Below are 19,214 nucleotides of genomic sequence, written 5' to 3' on the forward strand. Positions count from 1 at the left end.
CGGGGTCATTCCCTGTATCCGTAATAAGTGCCGAAGCTGCGCCCGCTGGGGCTGAACTGCGCGGCGTTGAGCAGAAGCTGGATGTTCGGGCACGAAGAGAGGAGCGAGACGGTATCCTCCAGCGCGCCCTGCCCGGTGCTGTCGGCCCGCACGATCACCACCGCCTGGCCGACGTACTTGGCCAGCTCGGCCGCGGGGGATGCGGCCAGGACCGGGGGCGAATCGAAGATCACCATGCGGCCGGGCGCGCCTTGCGTGAGCCGCTCCAGCACCTTTTCGGTGCGCGCGGACGACAGGAACTCGCTGTCGTTGGTGGTGGTGTCCCCCGCGGGCAGCACCCACAGGCCGGGAATATCGGTGCCCAGCACGAAGTCGGCGACATCGGCCTTGTCATCCATCAGTGCGTCCATCAGGCCGGGGCCGCCGGGCAAGCCCAGCGCCGAAAGCACCGAAGGCTTGGCGAAATCGGCATCGACCAGCAGGACATCGCCCTCCTTCTCCGCCGCGATCGACAGCGCCAGGTTGGTGGCGCAATAGGTCTTGCCCTCGCCCGGATGCGGCGAGCTGATCAGGATACGCTGCGCACGCGATCCGGCCTTCTGACGGCGCAGCTCGCTCGCCTGCACCAGCAGCTGGCGCTTGACGATGCGGAACTCCTCCAGCAGCGCGGTGACCGAGCCTTCCGGCACGATCAGCCCGGTCTCCCGCAAGCGATCGCGGTCGATGGCGTGATGGTCACCGTTGAAAATGGCGGGAGACATCGCCTTCGCGACCGGCTCTCCGCTCTTCATCCCGTCCCCCTCTCCCCCGTTGGTATCGAGAGGAGTGGAGATACGGGGATCTGGCGCTGCCGTGTCTCGACCACGCTCGACACGAACGGGGGTGGGTGCAGGTTCGAAGGCAGTTTCCGGGGTGTTCACAACCGGCGCGTGCGCAGGCTCAACCGGCTTGGGCGCAGCGTTCGCCGCCTTGCGGACCGGCTCGCGCCTGGGCGGCAGGGGCTTGTCCGCGCCCGGCTTGCCGCCGGCGATGTAGCGCGCGAAATCGAACCGTTCCGCCGCGCGCTCGATCAGCGAATCGCTGTGGGGCTTGGGATCGTCGCCATGCGGCAGGGGGATCTTGCTGTGGTCCATCGTCCCGTTCCTCAAGCCACCATGCCGCGCTGGATGAATTCCACCACCAGCAGCATCACGAACAGACCGCCCAGCGCCGCCGTGCCGCCGTACCAGAGCTTCAGGCGCTTGCGGCGCAGGCGGCGGGCGGTATCGGTCAGGTTCTGCGAGATCGCGCCCAGCACCGGCAGGCCGGTCGTCCGTTCCAGCCCGGCGGTGGTCGCGAAGGTGGAGCGCAGCTTGCCCATGCCGAACGCCGCACCCGCGCCGCCGACCAGGCCGACCACCAGCACGCCCAGCAGCAGCACCGGCCGGTTGGGCGCAGTCGGCTTGCGAGGCGTCGTCGGCGGGTCGACCACTTCGAACTTCACCGCCTCGCGCTCGGTCTTGATCTCACCGCGCAGGCGCAGCTCTTCGCGGTCCTGGAGCAGCTTGTCGTACTGATCCTTCAGCACCGAGTAGTCGCGGTTGATCTTCTGCGCTTCGGCCGCGGCTTCGGGATTGTCGAACGCCTGGGCGGTCAGCTGGGAAATCTCGGCCTGCAGCCCGGCGCGGCGGGATGACAGCGCCTGCACCGTCGCCTGGCGATCGGCGCGCATCGATTCGAGCGAGCTGTACGCCGGGTTCGGCACGCCGCCGCCGCTGGCCGCTTCCTGCGCCGCCGGCCCCTTCAGCGCCGCGATCTGGTTGCGCGCCGCGATCACGTCGGGATGACTGTCCGTCAGCCCGCGCGCCCGCATCGATGACAAATCGGCCTCAGCACGCGCCAGCGACGATGCCGCCCCGCCGCCTGCCCCGGCCAGCGTGCGTGGCGTGCCCGCCAGCTGGCCGCTCATCGCCGCCGCCGCGCTCTGTGCCGCGATCAGGTCCGCCTCCACGCCGCGCAACTCGCTGCGCGCGGCATCGAGCCGTGCCGTCCCCGCCGCGCCGCCCGCAATCATCTCGGGGTGCGCCTGCTCGAAGATGCGGCGCTTGGTTTCTGCCGCTTCCAGTTCCTTCTCGCGCTGGGCAAGCTGGCCGTTCACGAAGTCGATCGTCTCGGTCACCTCGCCCCGGTTGCCGTTCAGGTTCTCCTCGCGGAAGATGTCGATCAGCTTCTGCGCCACCGCCTGAGCCACCTTGGCGTTCTCGGCGTCGGACAGGGAACTGTCGTTCGACATCGCGGTGATGTTGAACAAGTTGTCCTGCTCGCTGACGATCTTGATGTTCTCGGCCAGCTTCAGCACCGCCGCTTCCATCGCCTTGGGCGATTCGATGCGGTCGCCCAGCTGCGTGGAGCGGATCACCTTCTCCAGATTGACCGCGCTGGTCAGCGTCTGGCGGATACGCTCGATGTCACGCTTGCGATCGGCCACGCCGATGCCGACCTGCTCGGCCAGCGCGTCATCCAACTGGATGAAGATCCGCGCCTGCGATTCGTAGCTGTTGGGGATCAGCGCGACGACGAGCCAGCCCAGCAGGCAGATCGCCCAGGCCACGCCCAGCGCCAGCCATTTGCGATGCCAGACGGAATGAATTGCCGCCAGCGCCTCTTCGTAGATCGAGCCCATCGTCCCTATTCCCCCGCGCCGCTCAGAACATGCTTTCGGGGATGATGATCACGTCGCCGGGGCTGAGCATGACGTTGGCCTTGCTCTCGCCCTTCTTCAGGAGATCGCCCAGGCGCAGCGCGAATTCGGTCTGCTTGCCGGTGGTCCGGTCAAAGCGGATCAGCCGCGCCTTGTTGCCTGCCGCGTATTCGGACAAGCCGCCCACCGCGATCATGGCGTCCAGCAGCGTCATGTTGGCGCGATAGGGGATGGAGGCGGGCTTCTCGGTCGCGCCGACCACGCGGATCTGCTGGCTGAACGTGCCGGCAAACTTGTCGACGATCACCGAGACCAGCGGCTCCTGGATATACTGCGACAGCTGCAGCCGGACATCCTCGGCCAGCATCGACGGCGTCTTGCCCACGGCGGGCATGTCGGTGATCAGCGGCGTGGTGATGCGCCCGTCGGGACGGACCTGCACCTTGGCGCCCAGCTCAGGGTTGCGCCACACGAAGATCGTCAGCTCGTCCAGCGGGCCGATCACGTATTCCTCGCCCGGCCCCTCCTGCATCGAAACGAAAGCAGCGGGCGGCAATTGCGGCCCGTTCGCCGTCGAACAGCCAGTCAGCGCAAGGCTGGCCATCGCGCTTCCAGCCAGGAGACGGGCGAGGCGTTGGTTCGGCATGGACAAGTCCCGTGTTGCGCCGGCGCGCAGGAATGCCGGCAGAAAGTCACGCTCGGCTATCCGCTGAAAGGGTGAATATTAGGTTAGGGAAACCGCGGAGTTAGGCCCGGTCCCGCGATGGGACGATGCCGGACGCGGGGGTTAACTGCGCATTGGGAGTTAGGTGGGTTGAGGAGGGTTTGGGTGTCTTGGGGCGGGGAGCAGTCGGTCGCTTACCAATGGCCTCGTGCTACCCTCTCGTCCTCACGCCACGTTCCCTCGCGGTAATGGAAGGAATATGCTCCGCGCGTGCCACCCGGCTCACTGAATGTCACGAACGCGAAATTGGCACTATAAGCGGGATGGCCAATGAAGGTACGACAGTTATCGGGCGAACCGCGCCCCAAAAAAGCAGTGTTGCCATCGTTCGCTGTTTGCCATCGTATCGCTATGCGAGCGGCAGCCAACCGTGCCTCTCGGTTATTGAACGACGTCGGAAGCAGTAATGCAGGCGGCCCCGGTTCATCGCTGATTTTGAAGATCTTGGTCTGTCCAACTCGGACGCAGGATGTAAACGGCGCTACCTTTAAGATCACCCGATCGACCAGATCGTCGCCAGTGTGCGGTGCGCATCCGCCAATGACAATGAAAACTGGAAGTAACAAACACCGCATGACCGCGAGACTACACCGAGTATCGATGGCCGCAAGTTGGCGCTACCCCCTCCTTCACGTCATCCCGGGCTTGACCCGGAATCCCAATTCTTCCGTCGTGCTAAAAACGTAGCGGGGCCCCGGATCGAGTCCGGGGCGACGTGTAATTAGCGGCGCGGTTGGCGGGTGGCCATGGCGCGGGCGATTGCCCCCTTCACCAACAGTCCCCCTGCTCCAAAACTCACCTCAAACCAGCATCTCGCATGCCGGGCCCTGGCCCAGGAACGCCGAGGGGCTGGCGCTGGCGCCGTAGGCTCCGGCGCAGAATACGGCGACGAGATCGCCTACGTCGGCGGGGGGGAAGCCGGCCTTGTCGGCCAGGCGGTCCAGCGGGGTGCACAGGCAGCCGACGACGCTGGCCTCTTCCGCTACTTCCGCGCCGAAGCGGTTGGCGATGGCGACGGGGTAGTTGCGGCGCACCACGGTGCCGAAGTTGCCCGAGGCGGCCAGCTGGTGGTGCATGCCGCCGTCGGTGATCAGGAACACCTCGCCATGGCTGACCTTGCGGTCGACGATCCGCGTCAGGTACACGCCGGCTTCGCCCACCAGATAGCGGCCCAGTTCCAGGCAGAATTCGGTGTCGCGCAATTCATCGGGCAGCGCGGCGAACTGCGCGCCCAACCGCTCGCCGACATGCGCGGCATCGACCGGCGTGTCGCCCGGGAAGTAGGGGATGCCCATGCCGCCACCCAGGTTGCAATGCGGCAAGGGCAGGCCCGCCTCGCGCGTCAGTTGCGTGGCCAGTGCGATCGCCTGCGCCTGCGTATCGGCGATGGCGTCAGCGTCCAGCGCCTGGCTGCCCGCGAACAAGTGGAAGCCGCGCCACTCCGCGCCGGCCGCCACGATCTCTCGCGCCAGGGCGGGCACTCGCTCTGCATCCAGGCCGAACGGCTTGGCGCCGCCGCCCATCTTCATCCCCGAGCCCTTGAGATCGAACGACGGGTTTACGCGGATCGCCAGGCGCGGCGTCATGCCCAGAGTGTCGGCGATGGTCAGCGCGCGGTGCGCTTCGGCCTCGCTTTCGAGGTTCAGCGTCACGCCCGCGGCGATGGCGGCTTCCAGTTCTCGATCGCGCTTGCCGGGTCCGGCGAAGCTGATGCGCGCGGACGGCAGGCCCGCCTGCTGCACGATCGCCAGTTCTCCGCCTGAAGCGATATCGAACCCGTCGACCAGACCGGCGAACACCTCCAGCACCGGGCGGAACGGATTGGCCTTCACCGCATAATGCAGCGCCAGCCGCTCAGGCATGGCCGCGCGTAAGTGCGCGACGCGCGCCCGGATCAGGTCTGCGGAATAGAGGAACAGCGGCGTTTGCCCCGCTTCCTCCACCCATTCGGTCACCGGGCGACCGGCCACCGCCAGAACGCCGCCCACGGCTTCGTATCCCGCCGGGATCGGCCCGAGCGCTTTCATGCCGCCAACTCCTGAAACAAGCCGGTGCGATCGATCTTGCCGTTGGGCCCGATCGGCATCGCTTCACGCCAGTGGATCACGCGCGGTTGCATGAAATTGGGCAGGTCCTGCGCCAGGCGCTTGGGCAACGCCTCCTGAGCATCGGCCACGCCGGGAGCAGCGCGCGCCACCAGATGCACCGCGTGCCCCAGCCGCTCGTCCGGCACGCCCAGCGCCACCGCCTCCATCACCAGACCCGTCGCCAATGCGGCCTCCTCGATTTCCTGCGGACTGATGCGGTTGCCCGCGCTCTTGATCATCGCATCGCGCCGCCCGACGAAATAGAGCAACCCGTCGCCATCTCGCCGCACGCGATCGCCCGACCATACCGCCATCCCGCCATACTGCGAGGCCGCCGGGGCAGGCTTGAACCGCTCCGCCGTGCGCTGCGCATCCTGCCAGTAACCTTGCGCCACCAGCGGGCCGCAATGCACCAGTTCGCCTTCCGCGTTGTCCGCCGCCACATGGCCCGCGTCGTCGATCACCAGGATCTCGGCATGGGGAATCGCGCGCCCCATCGATGTGGGATGCGCATCGACCAGCGCCGGATCGAGGTAGGTGGAGCGAAACGCCTCCGTCAGCCCGTACATCGGGAACAGCCGCGCGGCGGGGAACAGCGCCCGCAGGCGGCGCACCAGATCGACGGTCAGCGCGCCGCCGCTGTTGGTCAGGCGGCGCAGGTCGGCGGCGCTTTGGGCGGGCCAGTCCAGCTCGGTGAGTTGCACCCAGAGCGGCGGCACGGCGGCCAGCGTGGTCACGCCGTGTTTTTCCACCGCCTTCATCACGTCACGCGGGACGAGGTAGTCCAGCGGGATCACGCAGCCGCCGGCATACCAGGTGCTGAGCAACTGGCTCTGCCCATAATCGAACGAAAGCGGCAGCACCGCCAGCGTGCGGTCATCCGCCGCCAGACCCAGGTACTGCGCCACGCTTTGCGCCCCCAGCCACATGTTCGCATGGCTGAGCATCACACCCTTGGGCCGCCCGGTGGAGCCGCTGGTGTAAAGGATCGCCGCCAGCGCCTGCGGATCGCCCGAGGACGGCGGCAGGGCCTGGCCCAGCGCTTTCGCTTCGTCCAGCGCGGCGGCTTCCTCCATCACGGCGCAGGCTGTGGGCGCGTCCCCCGGCTCCAGGGTCTTGAGCCGCGCGGACGTGCCGATCAGCAGAGTGGCACCGCTATCGGCCAGGATATGCGCCACTTGCGCGCGCTTGAGCAGCGGGTTCACCGGCACATGCACCAGCCCGGCCCGCGCGGCGGCCAGCGGCATCAGGCACGTCAGCTCGCCTTTCGCGGACCAGGTCGCGATGCGGGCGCCAGGTGCTGCCTGCCGCGCCAGCCAACCGGCCAACACAGCGACACGCGATCTTAAGGTCTCGTGGTTAAGCGTTTCCGCGCGCAGCACGAGTGCGGGCGCTGCGGCCTCTCCTCGCTCGGCGAGATGGTCGAGCGTCTGGCTCTGCGGGGGCATCAGGGAAACTCCGGAGATCGGCAGCAACGTGGTGAACGTCGAATATCACGACGATCTTAAGGAAGTGCAATCCGATGCCGCGCTGGCACGATTGCTCGGTACCGAAACGCAGGCCGCGCCGTTCGATCGGCTGGCGTGGTGGCAGCTGCTGGCCGAGCATTGCGATCTGCGGCCCAAGCTGGCGGTGGCGCGTAATGGCGCGGGGCACGCGGTGCTGGCGCTGGCCGGCTGCGGTGGACACCTGGAGCAGCTATCGAACTGGTACACCTTTCGCTTTCGCCCGATCACCTCGCCCGGCGCTGAGCCGCTGCTGGACGCGCTGGCGCAAGACCTGAAGCGCCGCGCCCGCCGCATCACGCTCACCGGCCTGCCGCAGGACGATGCGCAGGCGCTCTGTGCCGCGTTTCGCGGGGCGGGCTGGCTCACATCGCTGGAGCAGAGCGACGTGAACCACATCCTGAACCTCTCGGGCCGGGACTATGCCGCCTATATCGCCAGCCGCCCCGGCAAGCTACGCACCACGCTGAAGCGCAAGTCCGGCAAGGTCGCCACCCAAGTTTTGACACACTTCGATCCCGCCGTCTGGGCGGCCTACGAAGACATCTATGCGGAAAGCTGGAAGCCGGAGGAAGGCTCACCCGCGTTCCTGCGCGCCTTTGCCGAGGCGGAAGGAGCTGCTGGCCGCCTGCGCCTCGCCGTCGCCCACGCGGCGGACGATCGCCAAGGCCCTGCCCTCGCCGCCCAGATGTGGACGGTGGAGGGCGGCACCGCCTTCATCCACAAACTGGCCCATCGCGAAAGCGCCAGGCCGCTATCCCCCGGCTCGGTGCTGAGCGCGGCGTTGTTTCAGCACGTGATCGATACGGACAAGGTGACCCTGATCGACTTCGGCACCGGGGACGATCCCTACAAGCGTGACTGGATGGAACAGGTGCGCCCGCGATACCGGCTGGATGTGCTGCGCCCCTCCGCACCGGCGAACTGGCCGGTATTGGCGCGAAAAACCCTGCGATCTCTTGCCGCACTTGCGAAGCGCGGCTAGAGCGCGCCCGTTAAAGAATAGAGCGAGAGGCCCATGTCCGACGACACCGATCTGCTGCTCCGCCGCATCCTGACCGATGTGCTGGGGCTGAAGCAGAACCAGGCCTCCGATTTCACCGAGGATACCGGGCTGTTCGGCCATTTGCCCGAACTGGATTCCATGGCGGTGGCGGGTCTGCTGACCGAGCTGGAAGACCGGCTGGACATCGTGATCGACGATGACGAGATCGATGGTGAGATGCTGGAAACGTACGGCGGCCTTCTCGCCTTCGCCAAGGCCAAGCGCAAAACGGCGTGAGCGGCTCCAGCTTCCGCCTGGAAGTCCTGCTGCTTACGTTCGTCGCGTTGGCCTGACCGGCATGACATCATGATCCCCCTCACCTGGTCCTGCCCCTTGCCCGGCGGCGGCCTGGCGCAGGAATATGCGCTGACCTTCGATCACGGCCGCGCCCGGCGCCTGCTGGTGATCCCCGCACTGTTCGACGAGGCCAACCGCCTGCGCCGCTTCACCGTGGAAGTGATGCGCCGGCTGGACCAGGCCGGCATCGATACGCTGCTGCCCGATCTGCCCGGCACGAACGAAAGCCTGCAGCCGCTTCACCTGCTGGAACCGCAGGACTGGGCCGATGCGATGGCCGCTGCCGCGCGGTTGTTCGAGGCCACGCACGTGCTGGCGATCCGGGGCGGTTGCCTGCTGACGCCGCCCGGCGTGCCCGCCCTGCACTATGCCCCGGCGAAGGCCCCGGCGATCCTGCGCCAGATGCTGCGCGCCCGCACGCTCGCCGCGCGGGAAGCCGGGCGAGAGGAAACGCGCGAGGGCTTGATGACTCTGGCCCTCGCCGAAGGGATCGAGCTGGCCGGTTATCGCCTGGGCGCGGAATTCGTCCGCCAGTTCGAAGCGCTCACTGTGGCGAACAAGGCGATCGAAATCGCGCAAGACACGATCGGCGGTTCCGGCCTGTGGCTGCGCGCCGAACCCGGCGATAGCGCGGTGCAGGCCGATGCCCTGGCGGCGGTGGTGATGGTGGCGCTGGCATGACCTTCGTCCCATTGGCCATGAGCCCCTCTCCGGGCGTCATGTCGCCCTCTCCGGTTGCCACGTGCCCGCCTCCGTTCTGTGCGATCAGGGGAGGCTCCCTCAGCCCCCAGGGCAGCCCCGCATGAGGCGGCACTTCCTATTCCCTTGCGGCAGCGCGCAGCTTGTCGGCACGCTGGACTCCGCACCCGGCAAAGTCGGCCTGCTGATCGTCACCGGCGGCAATGAAACCCGATCCGGAGCCTGGGCCGGACAAGCCCAGTTCGCAGCGCAGATCGCGGCGGCGGGCTATCCGGTCCTGCGGTTCGATCGGCGCGGATGCGGCGATAGCGAGGGTGTGAATGAGGAGTTCCGCTCCGCCGCGCCCGATCTTGCCGCCGCGATCGAGGCGTTCCGCGCCGAAGCGCCGCACATCGCGCGCATCGTGGCGCTGGGCAATTGCGATGCCGCCAGCGCGCTGATGCTGTCAGGCGGCGCGGGATGCGACGGCCTTGTCCTAAGCAATCCCTGGACCTTCGAAGGCGATGCGGCGGAAGAAGCCCCGCCCGAAGCGGTGCGCAGCCACTATCGCAATCGCCTGAAAGACTTGGGCGCGATCAAGCGGTTGCTCAGCGGCAAGGTCGCGATCGGTCCGCTGGTAAAAAGCCTGCTCTCCGCCACAAAGCCAGCCCCCGCGCCCAGCACGCTGGCACAGGACATGGCCGCCGGGATCGCCGGTTTTGCCGGCCCGGTCCGCTTCCTGATTGCCGAGCGTGACCGCACCGGCATCGCGTTCCTGTCCGCATGGGACAAAGCCGACGATCGCATCCGCCGCTGCCCCAACGCGACTCACAGCTTCGTCGAGGCCGACGCCCGCACCTGGCTGCTGGACCAGACGCTCGCAGTGCTAGGGCAGACGACCTAAGGCGGCGTGGATGAATTCAAGGCTCGACGATAGTCTGCTATCGGCACGTTCATAGGGTAGACCGAGCGGCCGAAAGTGGTGGTGAGCAGATGTTCCAGCGACCTCCAGACGATTACTGCTTTGCGCCCGTTCTTGCCATTCGTCTGCAATTCCTCTGAGCTTGAAAGCGGAAATGCGAGCGATGAATGTCAGAAACCACGCAATCGTTCGCCCGTCGCGCTGATCTCATAACAGCCTGAACTTACCGATTCGGACAGGTTGACGAGGGACGGCCAAAGCGTCAGGAGTCGTGCTGCGAGGCGCTCCATCGGCCATTTGGCAACCGATGGTGATGGAAAGAAGCCGATCAAGCCACAGGCCAAGAACAACTGCCGAGAAGGACGCTTCTTTGCAATGTTGCGATCTGCGGTTAGCACGCACCAGTGCCCTTCCCGCCCGAGTAGCTTTATCCAATCTTCGTCAGAAAGGTTACCTCGTCCAAACTTCTCCTTGATGTGGATGACGATATGCTCTTCATCGAAAAATGCGCCGAGCCCCCGGGCAAGGCGTGGAGGCAGGTTGTTATCGACGAGAAGCTTCACGCTGCTTTGCGATTGCCGATGCTGACCTCGTAGGCAATGGCGTCACGGATCAAGCGCGGTTTAATCTCATAGATCTTCGCGGCGCGATCCACTGAACCTTCTGCCTCGACAATCTCAATAACTCGGGCAGTGGAGATACCATAGTCAGCCAAGATCGGTTGACCAAATGAGCGGGTAGGATCTGCCACGACAGTCTTCTTGCCATGCAACAACCACCACCGCTCTGCACCAGTCGGACCAAAATCCAAATCTTGCAAGCTAGGCTCGACTACCCTTTTGAAAACACCTTGGCTCTTGCGCAGATCGATGAAAACTGGCTCGTCGAGATTACGGGTAATTTCGAGAAAGATCGTCTTTCCATCGGTCTTGAACTGTTGCGTCGAAAATGGGCGCTCGTCGCCTACAATCTTTCGAGCTCGTTCAATGCACTTTCTGATCGTAGGGAGGCCGATGCGCTTCTCCCGCAGTGCGTTGACTATTCTTGCTTCAATAAGGTCACGAAATCCGAGAAGAATGCCCTCCTCGTGATGCGTGTATTGCGGGTGCCAGAGGGCTTCCTCTGAACGACCATCATGCACGTAACCTACGAGCCACCGGCGCAGCGTAGCAGGGCTCATCCCGACCATCCGGGCAGCCTCCAAGGCGGTGTATGCACCTATGCCAAATTCAGCAATTTCCATGCCCGTTGTATAGCTCCAGCATTTGCCGAGCGCCAAGCGCTTTGGTTGCAACTAGGTGTCACGCAGATTGGCGAACGTGGCACCTCAGATGTTCGCCTCGCGACGTTCGAACGTGCCAGCTATCCGCCTGCATTCGTCGTAACCAGTCATTTCGCTACCGGCCAATGGGACCCTCCGGAAGCGTTCCGTCGTATGTCCGCAACCGGGCGTGTCCGAAAATTCCGGCTTCAGCAAGAAATGGCGGATAGCCAACCATCCGCCACGGTGGAATTTGTCCACCCACCCAGGGTTCAGCCTAAGACGCTCAGGATCAATCCGCCCGCAGCCGAAATCGCCAGGACCGCGATCAGGTTCAGCCGTGCCACGAACAGCAGCGCCGCCGCCAGGATCGCCAGTACGGCGGCTCGCCAGTCCAGCGTGGACCAGACCGGATCGTAGAGCCGCGCCGGTCCCACTCGCACTTCGTTCACGCGCGCGAACAGGACGTGCAGGGTGAACCAGACGCTCAGGTTGGCGATCACGCCGACTACGGCGGACGTCAGCGCGGACAGGCCGCCGCTGAGAGTGCGGGCGTGCTCCAGCCGCTCTATCCACGGGGCGAAGGCGAAGATCCACAGAAAGCACGGCGCAAAGGTGACCCAGGTGGTCAGCCCCGCGCCCAGGATCCCCGCCACCATCGGGGTGAACGGCGCAGGCGCGCGGAATGCGGCGAGATAGCCCACGAACTGCGTCACCATGATCAGCGGGCCGGGCGTGGTTTCCGCCAGGCCCAGCCCGTCCGCCATCTCACCCGCGCTCAGCCAGTGGTGGCTCTGCACCGCCTCCTGCGCCATGTAGGCCAGCACGGAATAGGCCCCGCCGAACGTTACGACCGCCAGCTGGGAAAAGAACACGCCGACGCGCCACAGCACGTGGTCGCTGCCCAACCATACGAACACCAGCGCCAGCGGCAAGGCCCAGATGGCGCCCCAGGCCAGCACCGCTTTCGCGCTGGTGCGCCAAGGTCGGCCCTGGATGGCGGGGGCCGGTCCCTTGTCCTTCAGCGCCAGCCAATCAGGGCGGACGCGCGCCACCGCCATGCCGATCGCCCCTGCCCCCAGCACCACCAGCGGAAACGGCAGGTCGAACACGAACAGCGCCACGAATGCCACTACCGACAGCGCCTTCTTAAAACGGGTGTTCAGCGCCCGCCCGGCGATCCGCAGCAGGGCCTGCACCACCACGGCCAGCACCGCCGCCTTGATCCCCAGGAACAGCGCGGCGAACCAACCCAGCTTCGCCGCGGAGGCATACAGCATCGACAGCGCCAGGATCACCAGCGCGCCGGGCAGCACGAACAGCAGGCCCGCCACCAGCCCACCGCGCACGCCGTGCAGCTTCCAGCCGATCCACGTCGCCAGCTGCTGCGCTTCCGGTCCGGGAAGGAGGTGGCAGAAGTTCAGCGCGTGAAGATACTGCGCCTCGCTCACCCAGCGGCGTTCGTCCACCAGTTCGCGGTGCATCAGGGCGATCTGCCCGGCCGGACCGCCGAAGCTGAGAAACCCGATCCGCGCGCAAACGCGCACCAGTTCGGAAAATGGGGGGTGATAGGGAGTATCGTGTTCCAAGGAACGCCTCATGCCTTGCATCCGCGCAAAGGCGGACGACAGAAGGCAACGCTTGGGTGTTGGGCTGTACCCGCCCGACGCCTGACCGGGAGGTTGCTTGGCCCCGATCCGCTCGGTCTAGCGAGCGGGACCGTGCTTGCCAAGATGGTCGGTCAAATCGACCATGCGGCGTTTTGCAGCACGACCCGGTAGCCATCGGCATCTTCGAAGGTGCGGCCCGCTGCGTCCCAATAGGGATTGAACGCCGGCACAGCGGCAAAACCGGCCTGCTCCATCCGGTCAACCGCCGCGCGCCATGCCTGCTGGTCCGGCAGGTAGAACACCAGGAGATTGTCCTGCGTGGGCGCGCGGCCGGCGGGATGCGCCTCGGTTCGCGTGAATTCCAGATGATAGGGCGCGTCGGGATGCCCCAGCATCACGCCGTCGAAGCCGCCATGCCCATCGAAGCGATAGAGCACCTCCAGCCCCAGGCCGTCGCGATAGAACGGCAGCAGGGCATCGATATCGTCCGTCGGCCTGGCGACTCTCAACTTGGGGGGCGGCAGCTTGGGGGCCGGCATGCTCGCCCCGCCCCTACTCCGCCGCTTCCTTGGCCATTTCGTCGAACTCCTTGGCTTGCAGATAGCGCTCGGCGTCGAGGGCGGCCATGCAGCCGGTGCCGGCGGCGGTGACGGCCTGGCGATAGGTGTGGTCCATCACGTCCCCGCAGGCGAATACGCCGGGGATGCGGGTTTTCGGCGTGCCGGGGGTGACCACCAGATAGCCGCTATCGTCGGTATCGAGCTGCCCTTCGAACAGCGACGTGGCCGGGGCGTGGCCGATCGCGACAAAGGCGCCGTCGGTGGCGATCTCGCTCTTTTCGCCCGTGACGGTATCGGTGACCGCCACGGCCATCAGCTGTCCGTTCTCGGCATGGCCGACGAAGTGATCGACCGCCTTGTTCCACACCACCTTCACGTTGGGATGCGCAAACAGGCGGTCCTGCAGGATACGCTCCGCCCGCAGCGAATCGCGGCGATGGATCAGGGTGACGTCCTGCGAGTGGTTGGTGAGGTACAGCGCTTCCTCCACCGCGGTGTTGCCGCCGCCGATCACCACCACTTTCTTGCCGCGATAGAAGAACCCGTCGCACGTGGCGCAGGCGGAAACGCCCTTGCCCGAAAGCTCCATCTCTCCTGGAACGCCCAGCCATTTGGCCTGCGCGCCGGTGGCGATCACCAGCGTTTCGCCTTCGTAGATGTCACCGCCATCGCCCACGGCGCGGAACACGCCGCCGTTGGCATCGGCATCCAGATCGACCGAGACGATCGTATCCCAAAGCATCCGTGTGCCGACATGGACGGCCTGCGCCTCCATCTCCTGCATCAGCCACGGGCCCTGGATCACGTCACGAAAGCCGGGATAGTTCTCAACATCTGTGGTGATCGTCAGCTGCCCGCCGGGCTGCAGGCCCTGCACCACGATCGGCTTCATCCCCGCGCGCGCGCCATAGATCGCGGCGGACAGGCCGGCCGGGCCGGAACCGATGATGAGCATGCGGGTGGTGTGCGTCGTCATGAAATACCTCCGGCGACCCAGATAGCGATTGCCGCGCCAGATAGCGAGATCACCGCCTGGTTGCAAAGGTGGGCCATGCCTGTTCCGATGGATACCTCTCTGGTTGACCTGACGCGCCATCGCCGCCAATCGATCCGAATGGAAAATCTGTCCGGCCCCACATCGAACGCTTTCATTTCACAGCGCCTGCGGATGAATTACGTGGATTGGGGCAATCCCGATGCGCCGCCGCTGATCCTGCAGCACGGCGGGCGCGATCACTGCCGCAGCTGGGACTGGGTGGCAGAAGCGCTGCGGCACGATTGGCATGTTATCGCCCCGGACTTGCGTGGCCATGGCGATAGCCAGTGGTCCCCGGAAGGCAACTACGCGATGGACGCCTTCGTCTATGACTTCGCGCAACTGGTGGACACGCTGGGCTACGATCAGGTCACGATCGTGGGCCATTCGCTGGGCGGCAATATCTCCACGAGGTTTGCCGGGCTCTATCCGGAAAAGGTGCGCAAGCTGGTGAATATCGAAGGGTTGGGGCCGGTATCCACCAACCCCGGGCCGACGATGGAAGACCTGCACGAGTGGATCGAGGCCAAGCGCAAGTCCGCCTCACGCACGCCCAAGCGTTATGCGCGGCCCGAAGACGCCTATCTGCGCATGAAGTCCGAAAATGCGTTCTTGTCAGATAGTCAGGCGCGGCATCTCACCACGCATGGCATTCAACGAAATGAGGACGGCACGTACAGCTGGAAGTTCGACAATTACCTGAACGTCTGGGGCGCGGTGGACATATCGTTCGCGGAGAAGACGCGCCTTTGGGCGTCGGTAACGTGCCCGGTCCTGATGCTATGGGGAAATCGCAGTTTTGCTTCAAACCCTGCCGCAGACGGCCGGCTGGACCACTTCAAGGACGTAAAGCTTATCGAGTATCCGGACGCCGGGCACTGGTTGCATCATGACCAGACCGCGCGTTTCCTAAAAGATGTGTCCGCGTTTCTTTGAGAACAACGGACTGTCAAAAGAGAAGGCGATCAGATCAGAAAGGCTAAAGCCACTCCAACCCAGCAGGCCGCGCTCATCATGATGGCGAGCACGAAGCCGCGGGGATTGTGCAATTCAAGCTGCGGTTCGGCGGCACCGAACGGAGAACGGTGATGGTCACGGGCGACAACTGACTCAGCAGGGGCGGCGAGACCTCTGAATTGGTTGTATTGCATCCTCTTCCTCTTTCACGTCCTAAACGGGTCTGTCCTCTATTTGTCTTAATTCAACGCCAGGTCACTCGGCTTGTTCCACCCACAGTAATCGGAAGAAGTCAAAAATCCTTTAATTACCCGCCCATTAATCGTGGAAATCCGGGAGTTTCCGCGGTTTTCAGTCTCATCGGGTCATTTCCGACAGTCGCGTGACACGCTCGGTTGGCCGCTGGACGCCTCGGATTGTCCTTTTGCGGCCAGAGGAGTTAGAATGCCGATCATGGTTTCTGCGCCAACCCTCAAACTCAAGCTGCAGCTCCTGTGCGGAGAAGAGATCGCGATGGGGCCCGGGAAGGCGGACTTGCTGGATGCGATCGCCGCGCACGGCTCGATCTCGGCCGCCGCGCGTGCCATGGACATGAGCTATCGCCGGGCGTGGCTGCTGGTCGATGCGATGAACCGCTGCTGGGTTTCGCCACTTGTGGAAACCTCCCCCGGCCGCGCCAAGAGCGGCGGCGCGCGTCTGACGCCGGCGGGCGTCCGGGCGCTGGCGGACTATCGCAGCTTGCAAGCCGGCGTTGCCGATGCCGCGGGTGGCCCCCTGCTCGCCGCGTTGCTGGCCAATCTGGCGGACGAACCGCGCCCCCGCGCCGTCCCGGAATGATATCGCGACCGCGCGGGGCGATATGTCGCCCCGCCTGAACAAGACGAACCGATCGATAGTCTTGAGACCTTGTTAACCGCGCCGGTCGTATCGCACAAAAATGCACCGCCCGGATTTTTCCAAGTTGCTGCTATCTGGCAAGGGCGATCGCGCGGACCCCATCGAAGCACGGACGGCGCAGCGCCCCGTGGCCGAAAGATCCGCCCTGCATTTCGGCACCTTGAGCGCGCGGATCGCCACGATCCTGGCCGTGATGTTCGGCCTGCTCGTCTGTACGCTGGTGCTGCTGTTCACGGCCGGAGTGCTGAGGATCGACGCAGAGGTCATCGGCGGCACCGTGGCCGAATTCGGACTGCTGCTTATCGTCATCGGCATCGCCGAACTGGTGCTGGTGCTGGGCCTGGGCGTGGCACTGGCACGCACCATCACGCGCCCGCTGGCGGATCTTGTGCGCGCCACGCGTAACATGGCGCGCGGCCGCAAGACGCGGGTCTCGGTGCAATCGGGTGATGAAGTGGGTCAGCTGGCGCAAAGCTTCAACACGATGGTAGATGCGATCGAGGCGCGGGAGCAGCGCATCGCCCACGCCGCCTTGCACGATGCCCTGACCGGCTTGCCCAATCGCAAGTATTTCGTCGAGCAGCTGGACCAGGCGCTGCAACGCCGGCGCGCCGGTCGCCGCGTGCTGGTGGCCTACATCGATCTCGATGACTTCAAGATGGTCAACGACACGCTGGGCCACGCTGCGGGTGACCGACTGCTCTGCGATGTCGCCGCGCGGCTGCAGGGGGAGATGCCCGACGGCCTGATCGCGCGGCTGAGCGGGGACGAATTCGCCGCGATGATCCCCGGCCTGCCTGACGATGCGGACCTTGCCGCGATCGGCATCCGGCTGCAGAGCTGCTTTGCGCAGGACATCCTGCTGGATGGTCGCAAGGCCGCCACCTCCGCCAGCATCGGTATCGCCGTCGCGCCCGAGGACGGCACCGATGGGCTGACCTTGCTCAAGAACGCGGACCTCGCGCTGTATCGCGCCAAGGAGCAGGGCAAGGCGGGCCACCACTTCTTCGAAACCGCGCTGGACGAGCTGGCCCAGCATCGCCGCCAGTTGGAAACGGACTTGCGCGCCGCGATACGCGATGGTGGCTTCGACCTGCACTTCCAACCGCTCTACAGCCTGACCGAGGAGCGCCTCACCGCGTTCGAGGCGCTGGTGCGCTGGCCGCACCCGACGCTGGGCCTGGTCGCCCCGAATGACTTCATCCCGCTGGCCGAGGAGACCGGCCTGATGACCCAGATCGGCGAATGGGTGATGCGTGAGGCGTGCCGCCAGGCGATGGCGTGGCCCGAGCCGCTGTCGGTCGCGGTGAACTTGTCGTCCAAGCAGTTTCTTACCCCTGCCCTGCCCGCGATGGTGGTGCAGGCGCTCGCCATGTCGGGCCTGCCGCCCCAGCGGCTGGAGGTGGAGATCACAGAAGGCGTGTTCGCCGCCAATGTCGACAAGACGCTGGAGACGTTGCACGCCCTCCAGGGCCTGGGAGTGCGCATCACGCTGGACGATTTCGGCACCGGCTATACCTCGCTGGGCCACTTGCGGCTGTTCCCGTTCAACAAGCTGAAGATCGACCAGAGCTTCGTTCACGACCTGGCCCCCACCGGCAACGCGCACGCGGTGATCCGCGCCATCGTCACCCTGGCCGACGCGCTGGGGATCGAGACGCTGGCCGAAGGGGTGGAGGAGACCGCCCAGCTGGACGTGCTGCGCCAGGAGGGGTGCCAGCAGATCCAGGGCTACCTCCTCAGCCGACCCATCGCGGGGGAGGACGTGGCCACCTTCATCCGCGAACAGCGCGCCCGCGCCCACGTGATCCGCCTCAGGGCCTGAAGCAGGGCCTGAGGGATCGAGAGGCCTGGACCCGAACCGCGCGTCCATGCGTTAGGCGCGGCATGGCGCACAAGAAGCCCAACCTCCCCACCAAGACCTGCCCCGCCTGCCAGCGCCCCTTCGCCTGGCGCAAGAAGTGGGAGCGGGACTGGGACAACGTGAAGTTCTGCTCCGAACGTTGCCGCCGCGCCAAGGCCAGCGCCTCGCCCAGCGTGTAGCGCCGGAACGAAAGCGGAACTGTCCTACAGCCCCCGTGCTGCGTTAGGGTGCCGCCCGTTCGCCCACGGGAGCTCCGCCATGATCGACAAGTCCCACACCCCCGACCGCGCTGCCTCCGCCCGCCCCTCCGCCGGCCGAGGCAAGGCCCGCGCCGCCTTGCACGCTTTCACCCCCGTCCCGCGCCAGACCTCCCGGCACGACGGCTGGACACCCCAGCGCCAGCAAGGCTTCATCGAGGCGCTGGCCGACACCGGCAGCGTCAAGGCCGCCGCCCACGCGGTGAACATGACGCCGGAGGGCGCCTACGTCCTGCGGCGCCACCCCGAGGCGGAGAGCTTTCGCAAGGCCTGGGAGGCCGCCCTCGCGCTCGGCGTGCAGCGGCTAGAGGATGTGGCGTTAGAGCGCGCCCTCCACGGCATCGAGGTGCCGGTCTATTCCTACGGCAAGATCATCGGCACCCGCCGCGTCTATAACGACCGGCTGCTGATGTTCATCCTCAAGAACCGGGCGGGAAAGCGCTTCGGCGGCGGCACCGGCGTGCGCACCGGCAAGGACGCCGCCAGCCGCTCGCAGCAGGAGCGCCTCAAGCGTCAGTGGCGCAAGGAGTGGGAGGCCGAACAGGCCGCCGAGAGCGCCGCCAACGCGGCCGAGGCGATTAAGACCATCAACGCCCGCATCATGGCCCTGGGCGAGCACAAACGTGCCCGCTCAAGCCCCCGAACCCTCCGCCTCCAGGAACTCTTGCGCGCCAGCGAGGCCGCCGACGAAGCCCGGTGGCATGCGCGGGGGTCGGTGCTGCTGGACCAGCGGGAGGAGGATGAGGGGGATTGAGGGACATCGTCAGCCCAACCACTCACTCGATAAACATACCACATTGCCATAAAAAAATACCCAATGCCGATGATGTGTTT

At 65.7% G+C, this 19,214-nt stretch carries 20 protein-coding genes; 9 read left to right on the forward strand and 11 right to left on the reverse strand.

The window, feature by feature from the left end; all coding sequences use genetic code 11:
* Nucleotides 1–5: 5 nt before the first annotated feature.
* From GGR39_RS09015 to GGR39_RS09035, 5 genes are all read right to left on the reverse strand, one after another.
* Nucleotides 6–1,133, reverse strand: coding sequence for a P-loop NTPase family protein (locus GGR39_RS09015; RefSeq protein ID WP_183616805.1), 1,128 nt, complete (start codon nt 1,131–1,133; stop codon nt 6–8).
* Between the two features lie 11 nt (nt 1,134–1,144).
* Complete coding sequence (locus GGR39_RS09020) at nt 1,145–2,662, reverse strand: XrtA system polysaccharide chain length determinant (RefSeq protein WP_183616806.1); 1,518 nt, start codon at nt 2,660–2,662, stop codon at nt 1,145–1,147.
* 22 nt (nt 2,663–2,684) lie between these two features.
* Entirely contained in the window at nt 2,685–3,326 is a 642-nt protein-coding gene (locus tag GGR39_RS09025; RefSeq protein ID WP_058735976.1) for an XrtA/PEP-CTERM system exopolysaccharide export protein, read from the reverse strand.
* Nucleotides 3,327–4,204: 878 nt separating this feature from the next.
* The gene (locus GGR39_RS09030; protein WP_183616807.1) at nt 4,205–5,431 is read right to left on the reverse strand and encodes a pyridoxal-dependent decarboxylase, exosortase A system-associated; all 1,227 of its coding nucleotides are present in this window, start codon (nt 5,429–5,431) and stop codon (nt 4,205–4,207) included.
* A complete protein-coding gene (locus tag GGR39_RS09035) occupies nt 5,428–6,939 on the reverse strand; it encodes an acyl-CoA ligase (AMP-forming), exosortase A system-associated (protein WP_183616808.1) in 1,512 nt (503 codons plus the stop codon). Before GGR39_RS09035 ends, GGR39_RS09030 begins: the two co-directional genes overlap by 4 nt.
* Nucleotides 6,940–6,967: 28 nt before the next feature.
* Between GGR39_RS09035 and GGR39_RS09040 the strand changes: the two genes are divergently transcribed.
* The 4 genes from GGR39_RS09040 (at nt 6,968) to GGR39_RS09055 (ending at nt 9,920) form a co-directional block, all read left to right on the forward strand.
* Nucleotides 6,968–7,981 (forward strand): GNAT family N-acetyltransferase, encoded by a 1,014-nt coding sequence (locus tag GGR39_RS09040; RefSeq protein WP_183616809.1) that lies wholly within the window; start codon nt 6,968–6,970, stop codon nt 7,979–7,981.
* 33 nt (nt 7,982–8,014) lie between these two features.
* Complete coding sequence (locus tag GGR39_RS09045; RefSeq protein WP_183616810.1) at nt 8,015–8,278, forward strand: phosphopantetheine-binding protein; 264 nt, start codon at nt 8,015–8,017, stop codon at nt 8,276–8,278.
* 69 nt (nt 8,279–8,347) lie between these two features.
* Nucleotides 8,348–9,019 (forward strand): hypothetical protein, encoded by a 672-nt coding sequence (locus tag GGR39_RS09050; protein ID WP_183616811.1) that lies wholly within the window; start codon nt 8,348–8,350, stop codon nt 9,017–9,019.
* Nucleotides 9,020–9,140: 121 nt separating this feature from the next.
* Nucleotides 9,141–9,920, forward strand: a complete 780-nt coding sequence (locus GGR39_RS09055; protein ID WP_183616812.1) for a hydrolase 1, exosortase A system-associated — start codon at nt 9,141–9,143, stop codon at nt 9,918–9,920.
* 188 nt (nt 9,921–10,108) lie between these two features.
* On the opposite strand, the gene GGR39_RS09060 is transcribed toward GGR39_RS09055, so the two are convergent.
* The 5 genes from GGR39_RS09060 to trxB form a co-directional block, all read right to left on the reverse strand.
* Complete coding sequence (locus tag GGR39_RS09060; RefSeq protein ID WP_183616813.1) at nt 10,109–10,501, reverse strand: PIN-like domain-containing protein; 393 nt, start codon at nt 10,499–10,501, stop codon at nt 10,109–10,111.
* On the reverse strand, nt 10,498–11,181 hold the full coding sequence (locus GGR39_RS09065) for a MerR family transcriptional regulator (protein WP_183616814.1): 684 nt from the start codon (nt 11,179–11,181) through the stop codon (nt 10,498–10,500). Before GGR39_RS09065 ends, GGR39_RS09060 begins: the two co-directional genes overlap by 4 nt.
* A gap of 290 nt (nt 11,182–11,471) precedes the next feature.
* A complete protein-coding gene (gene chrA, locus GGR39_RS09070) occupies nt 11,472–12,800 on the reverse strand; it encodes a chromate efflux transporter (protein WP_183616815.1) in 1,329 nt (442 codons plus the stop codon).
* 140 nt (nt 12,801–12,940) lie between these two features.
* Complete coding sequence (locus GGR39_RS09075; protein WP_183616816.1) at nt 12,941–13,348, reverse strand: VOC family protein; 408 nt, start codon at nt 13,346–13,348, stop codon at nt 12,941–12,943.
* 13 nt (nt 13,349–13,361) lie between these two features.
* Nucleotides 13,362–14,345 (reverse strand): thioredoxin-disulfide reductase, encoded by a 984-nt coding sequence (gene trxB / locus GGR39_RS09080; protein ID WP_058736113.1) that lies wholly within the window; start codon nt 14,343–14,345, stop codon nt 13,362–13,364.
* Between the two features lie 138 nt (nt 14,346–14,483).
* Here trxB and GGR39_RS09085 point away from each other — a divergent pair, with 138 nt between their 5' ends.
* Nucleotides 14,484–15,341: an alpha/beta fold hydrolase gene (locus GGR39_RS09085; RefSeq protein ID WP_183616872.1), complete on the forward strand. Its 858-nt coding sequence runs from the start codon at nt 14,484–14,486 to the stop codon at nt 15,339–15,341.
* A 29-nt stretch (nt 15,342–15,370) separates the two neighbouring features.
* Here the strand turns inward: GGR39_RS09085 and GGR39_RS09090 are convergent, their stop codons facing one another.
* Nucleotides 15,371–15,556 carry a hypothetical protein gene (locus GGR39_RS09090; RefSeq protein ID WP_183616817.1) on the reverse strand — a complete coding sequence of 62 codons (186 nt, stop codon included), beginning with the start codon at nt 15,554–15,556 and terminating at the stop codon, nt 15,371–15,373.
* A 259-nt stretch (nt 15,557–15,815) separates the two neighbouring features.
* Here GGR39_RS09090 and GGR39_RS09095 point away from each other — a divergent pair, with 259 nt between their 5' ends.
* The 4 genes from GGR39_RS09095 to GGR39_RS09110 all read left to right on the forward strand — a co-directional run bounded on the left by GGR39_RS09095 (nt 15,816) and on the right by GGR39_RS09110 (nt 19,134).
* Complete coding sequence (locus tag GGR39_RS09095) at nt 15,816–16,199, forward strand: winged helix-turn-helix domain-containing protein (RefSeq protein WP_183616873.1); 384 nt, start codon at nt 15,816–15,818, stop codon at nt 16,197–16,199.
* 187 nt (nt 16,200–16,386) lie between these two features.
* Entirely contained in the window at nt 16,387–18,084 is a 1,698-nt protein-coding gene (locus tag GGR39_RS09100) for an EAL domain-containing protein (RefSeq protein ID WP_221226027.1), read from the forward strand.
* 62 nt (nt 18,085–18,146) lie between these two features.
* A complete protein-coding gene (locus tag GGR39_RS09105; protein ID WP_183616819.1) occupies nt 18,147–18,302 on the forward strand; it encodes a DUF2256 domain-containing protein in 156 nt (51 codons plus the stop codon).
* A gap of 79 nt (nt 18,303–18,381) precedes the next feature.
* Nucleotides 18,382–19,134 (forward strand): hypothetical protein, encoded by a 753-nt coding sequence (locus tag GGR39_RS09110; protein ID WP_183616820.1) that lies wholly within the window; start codon nt 18,382–18,384, stop codon nt 19,132–19,134.
* Nucleotides 19,135–19,214 lie beyond the last annotated feature (80 nt).

This window comes from Novosphingobium fluoreni (assembly GCF_014196615.1).
GTDB lineage: Bacteria > Pseudomonadota > Alphaproteobacteria > Sphingomonadales > Sphingomonadaceae > Novosphingobium > Novosphingobium fluoreni.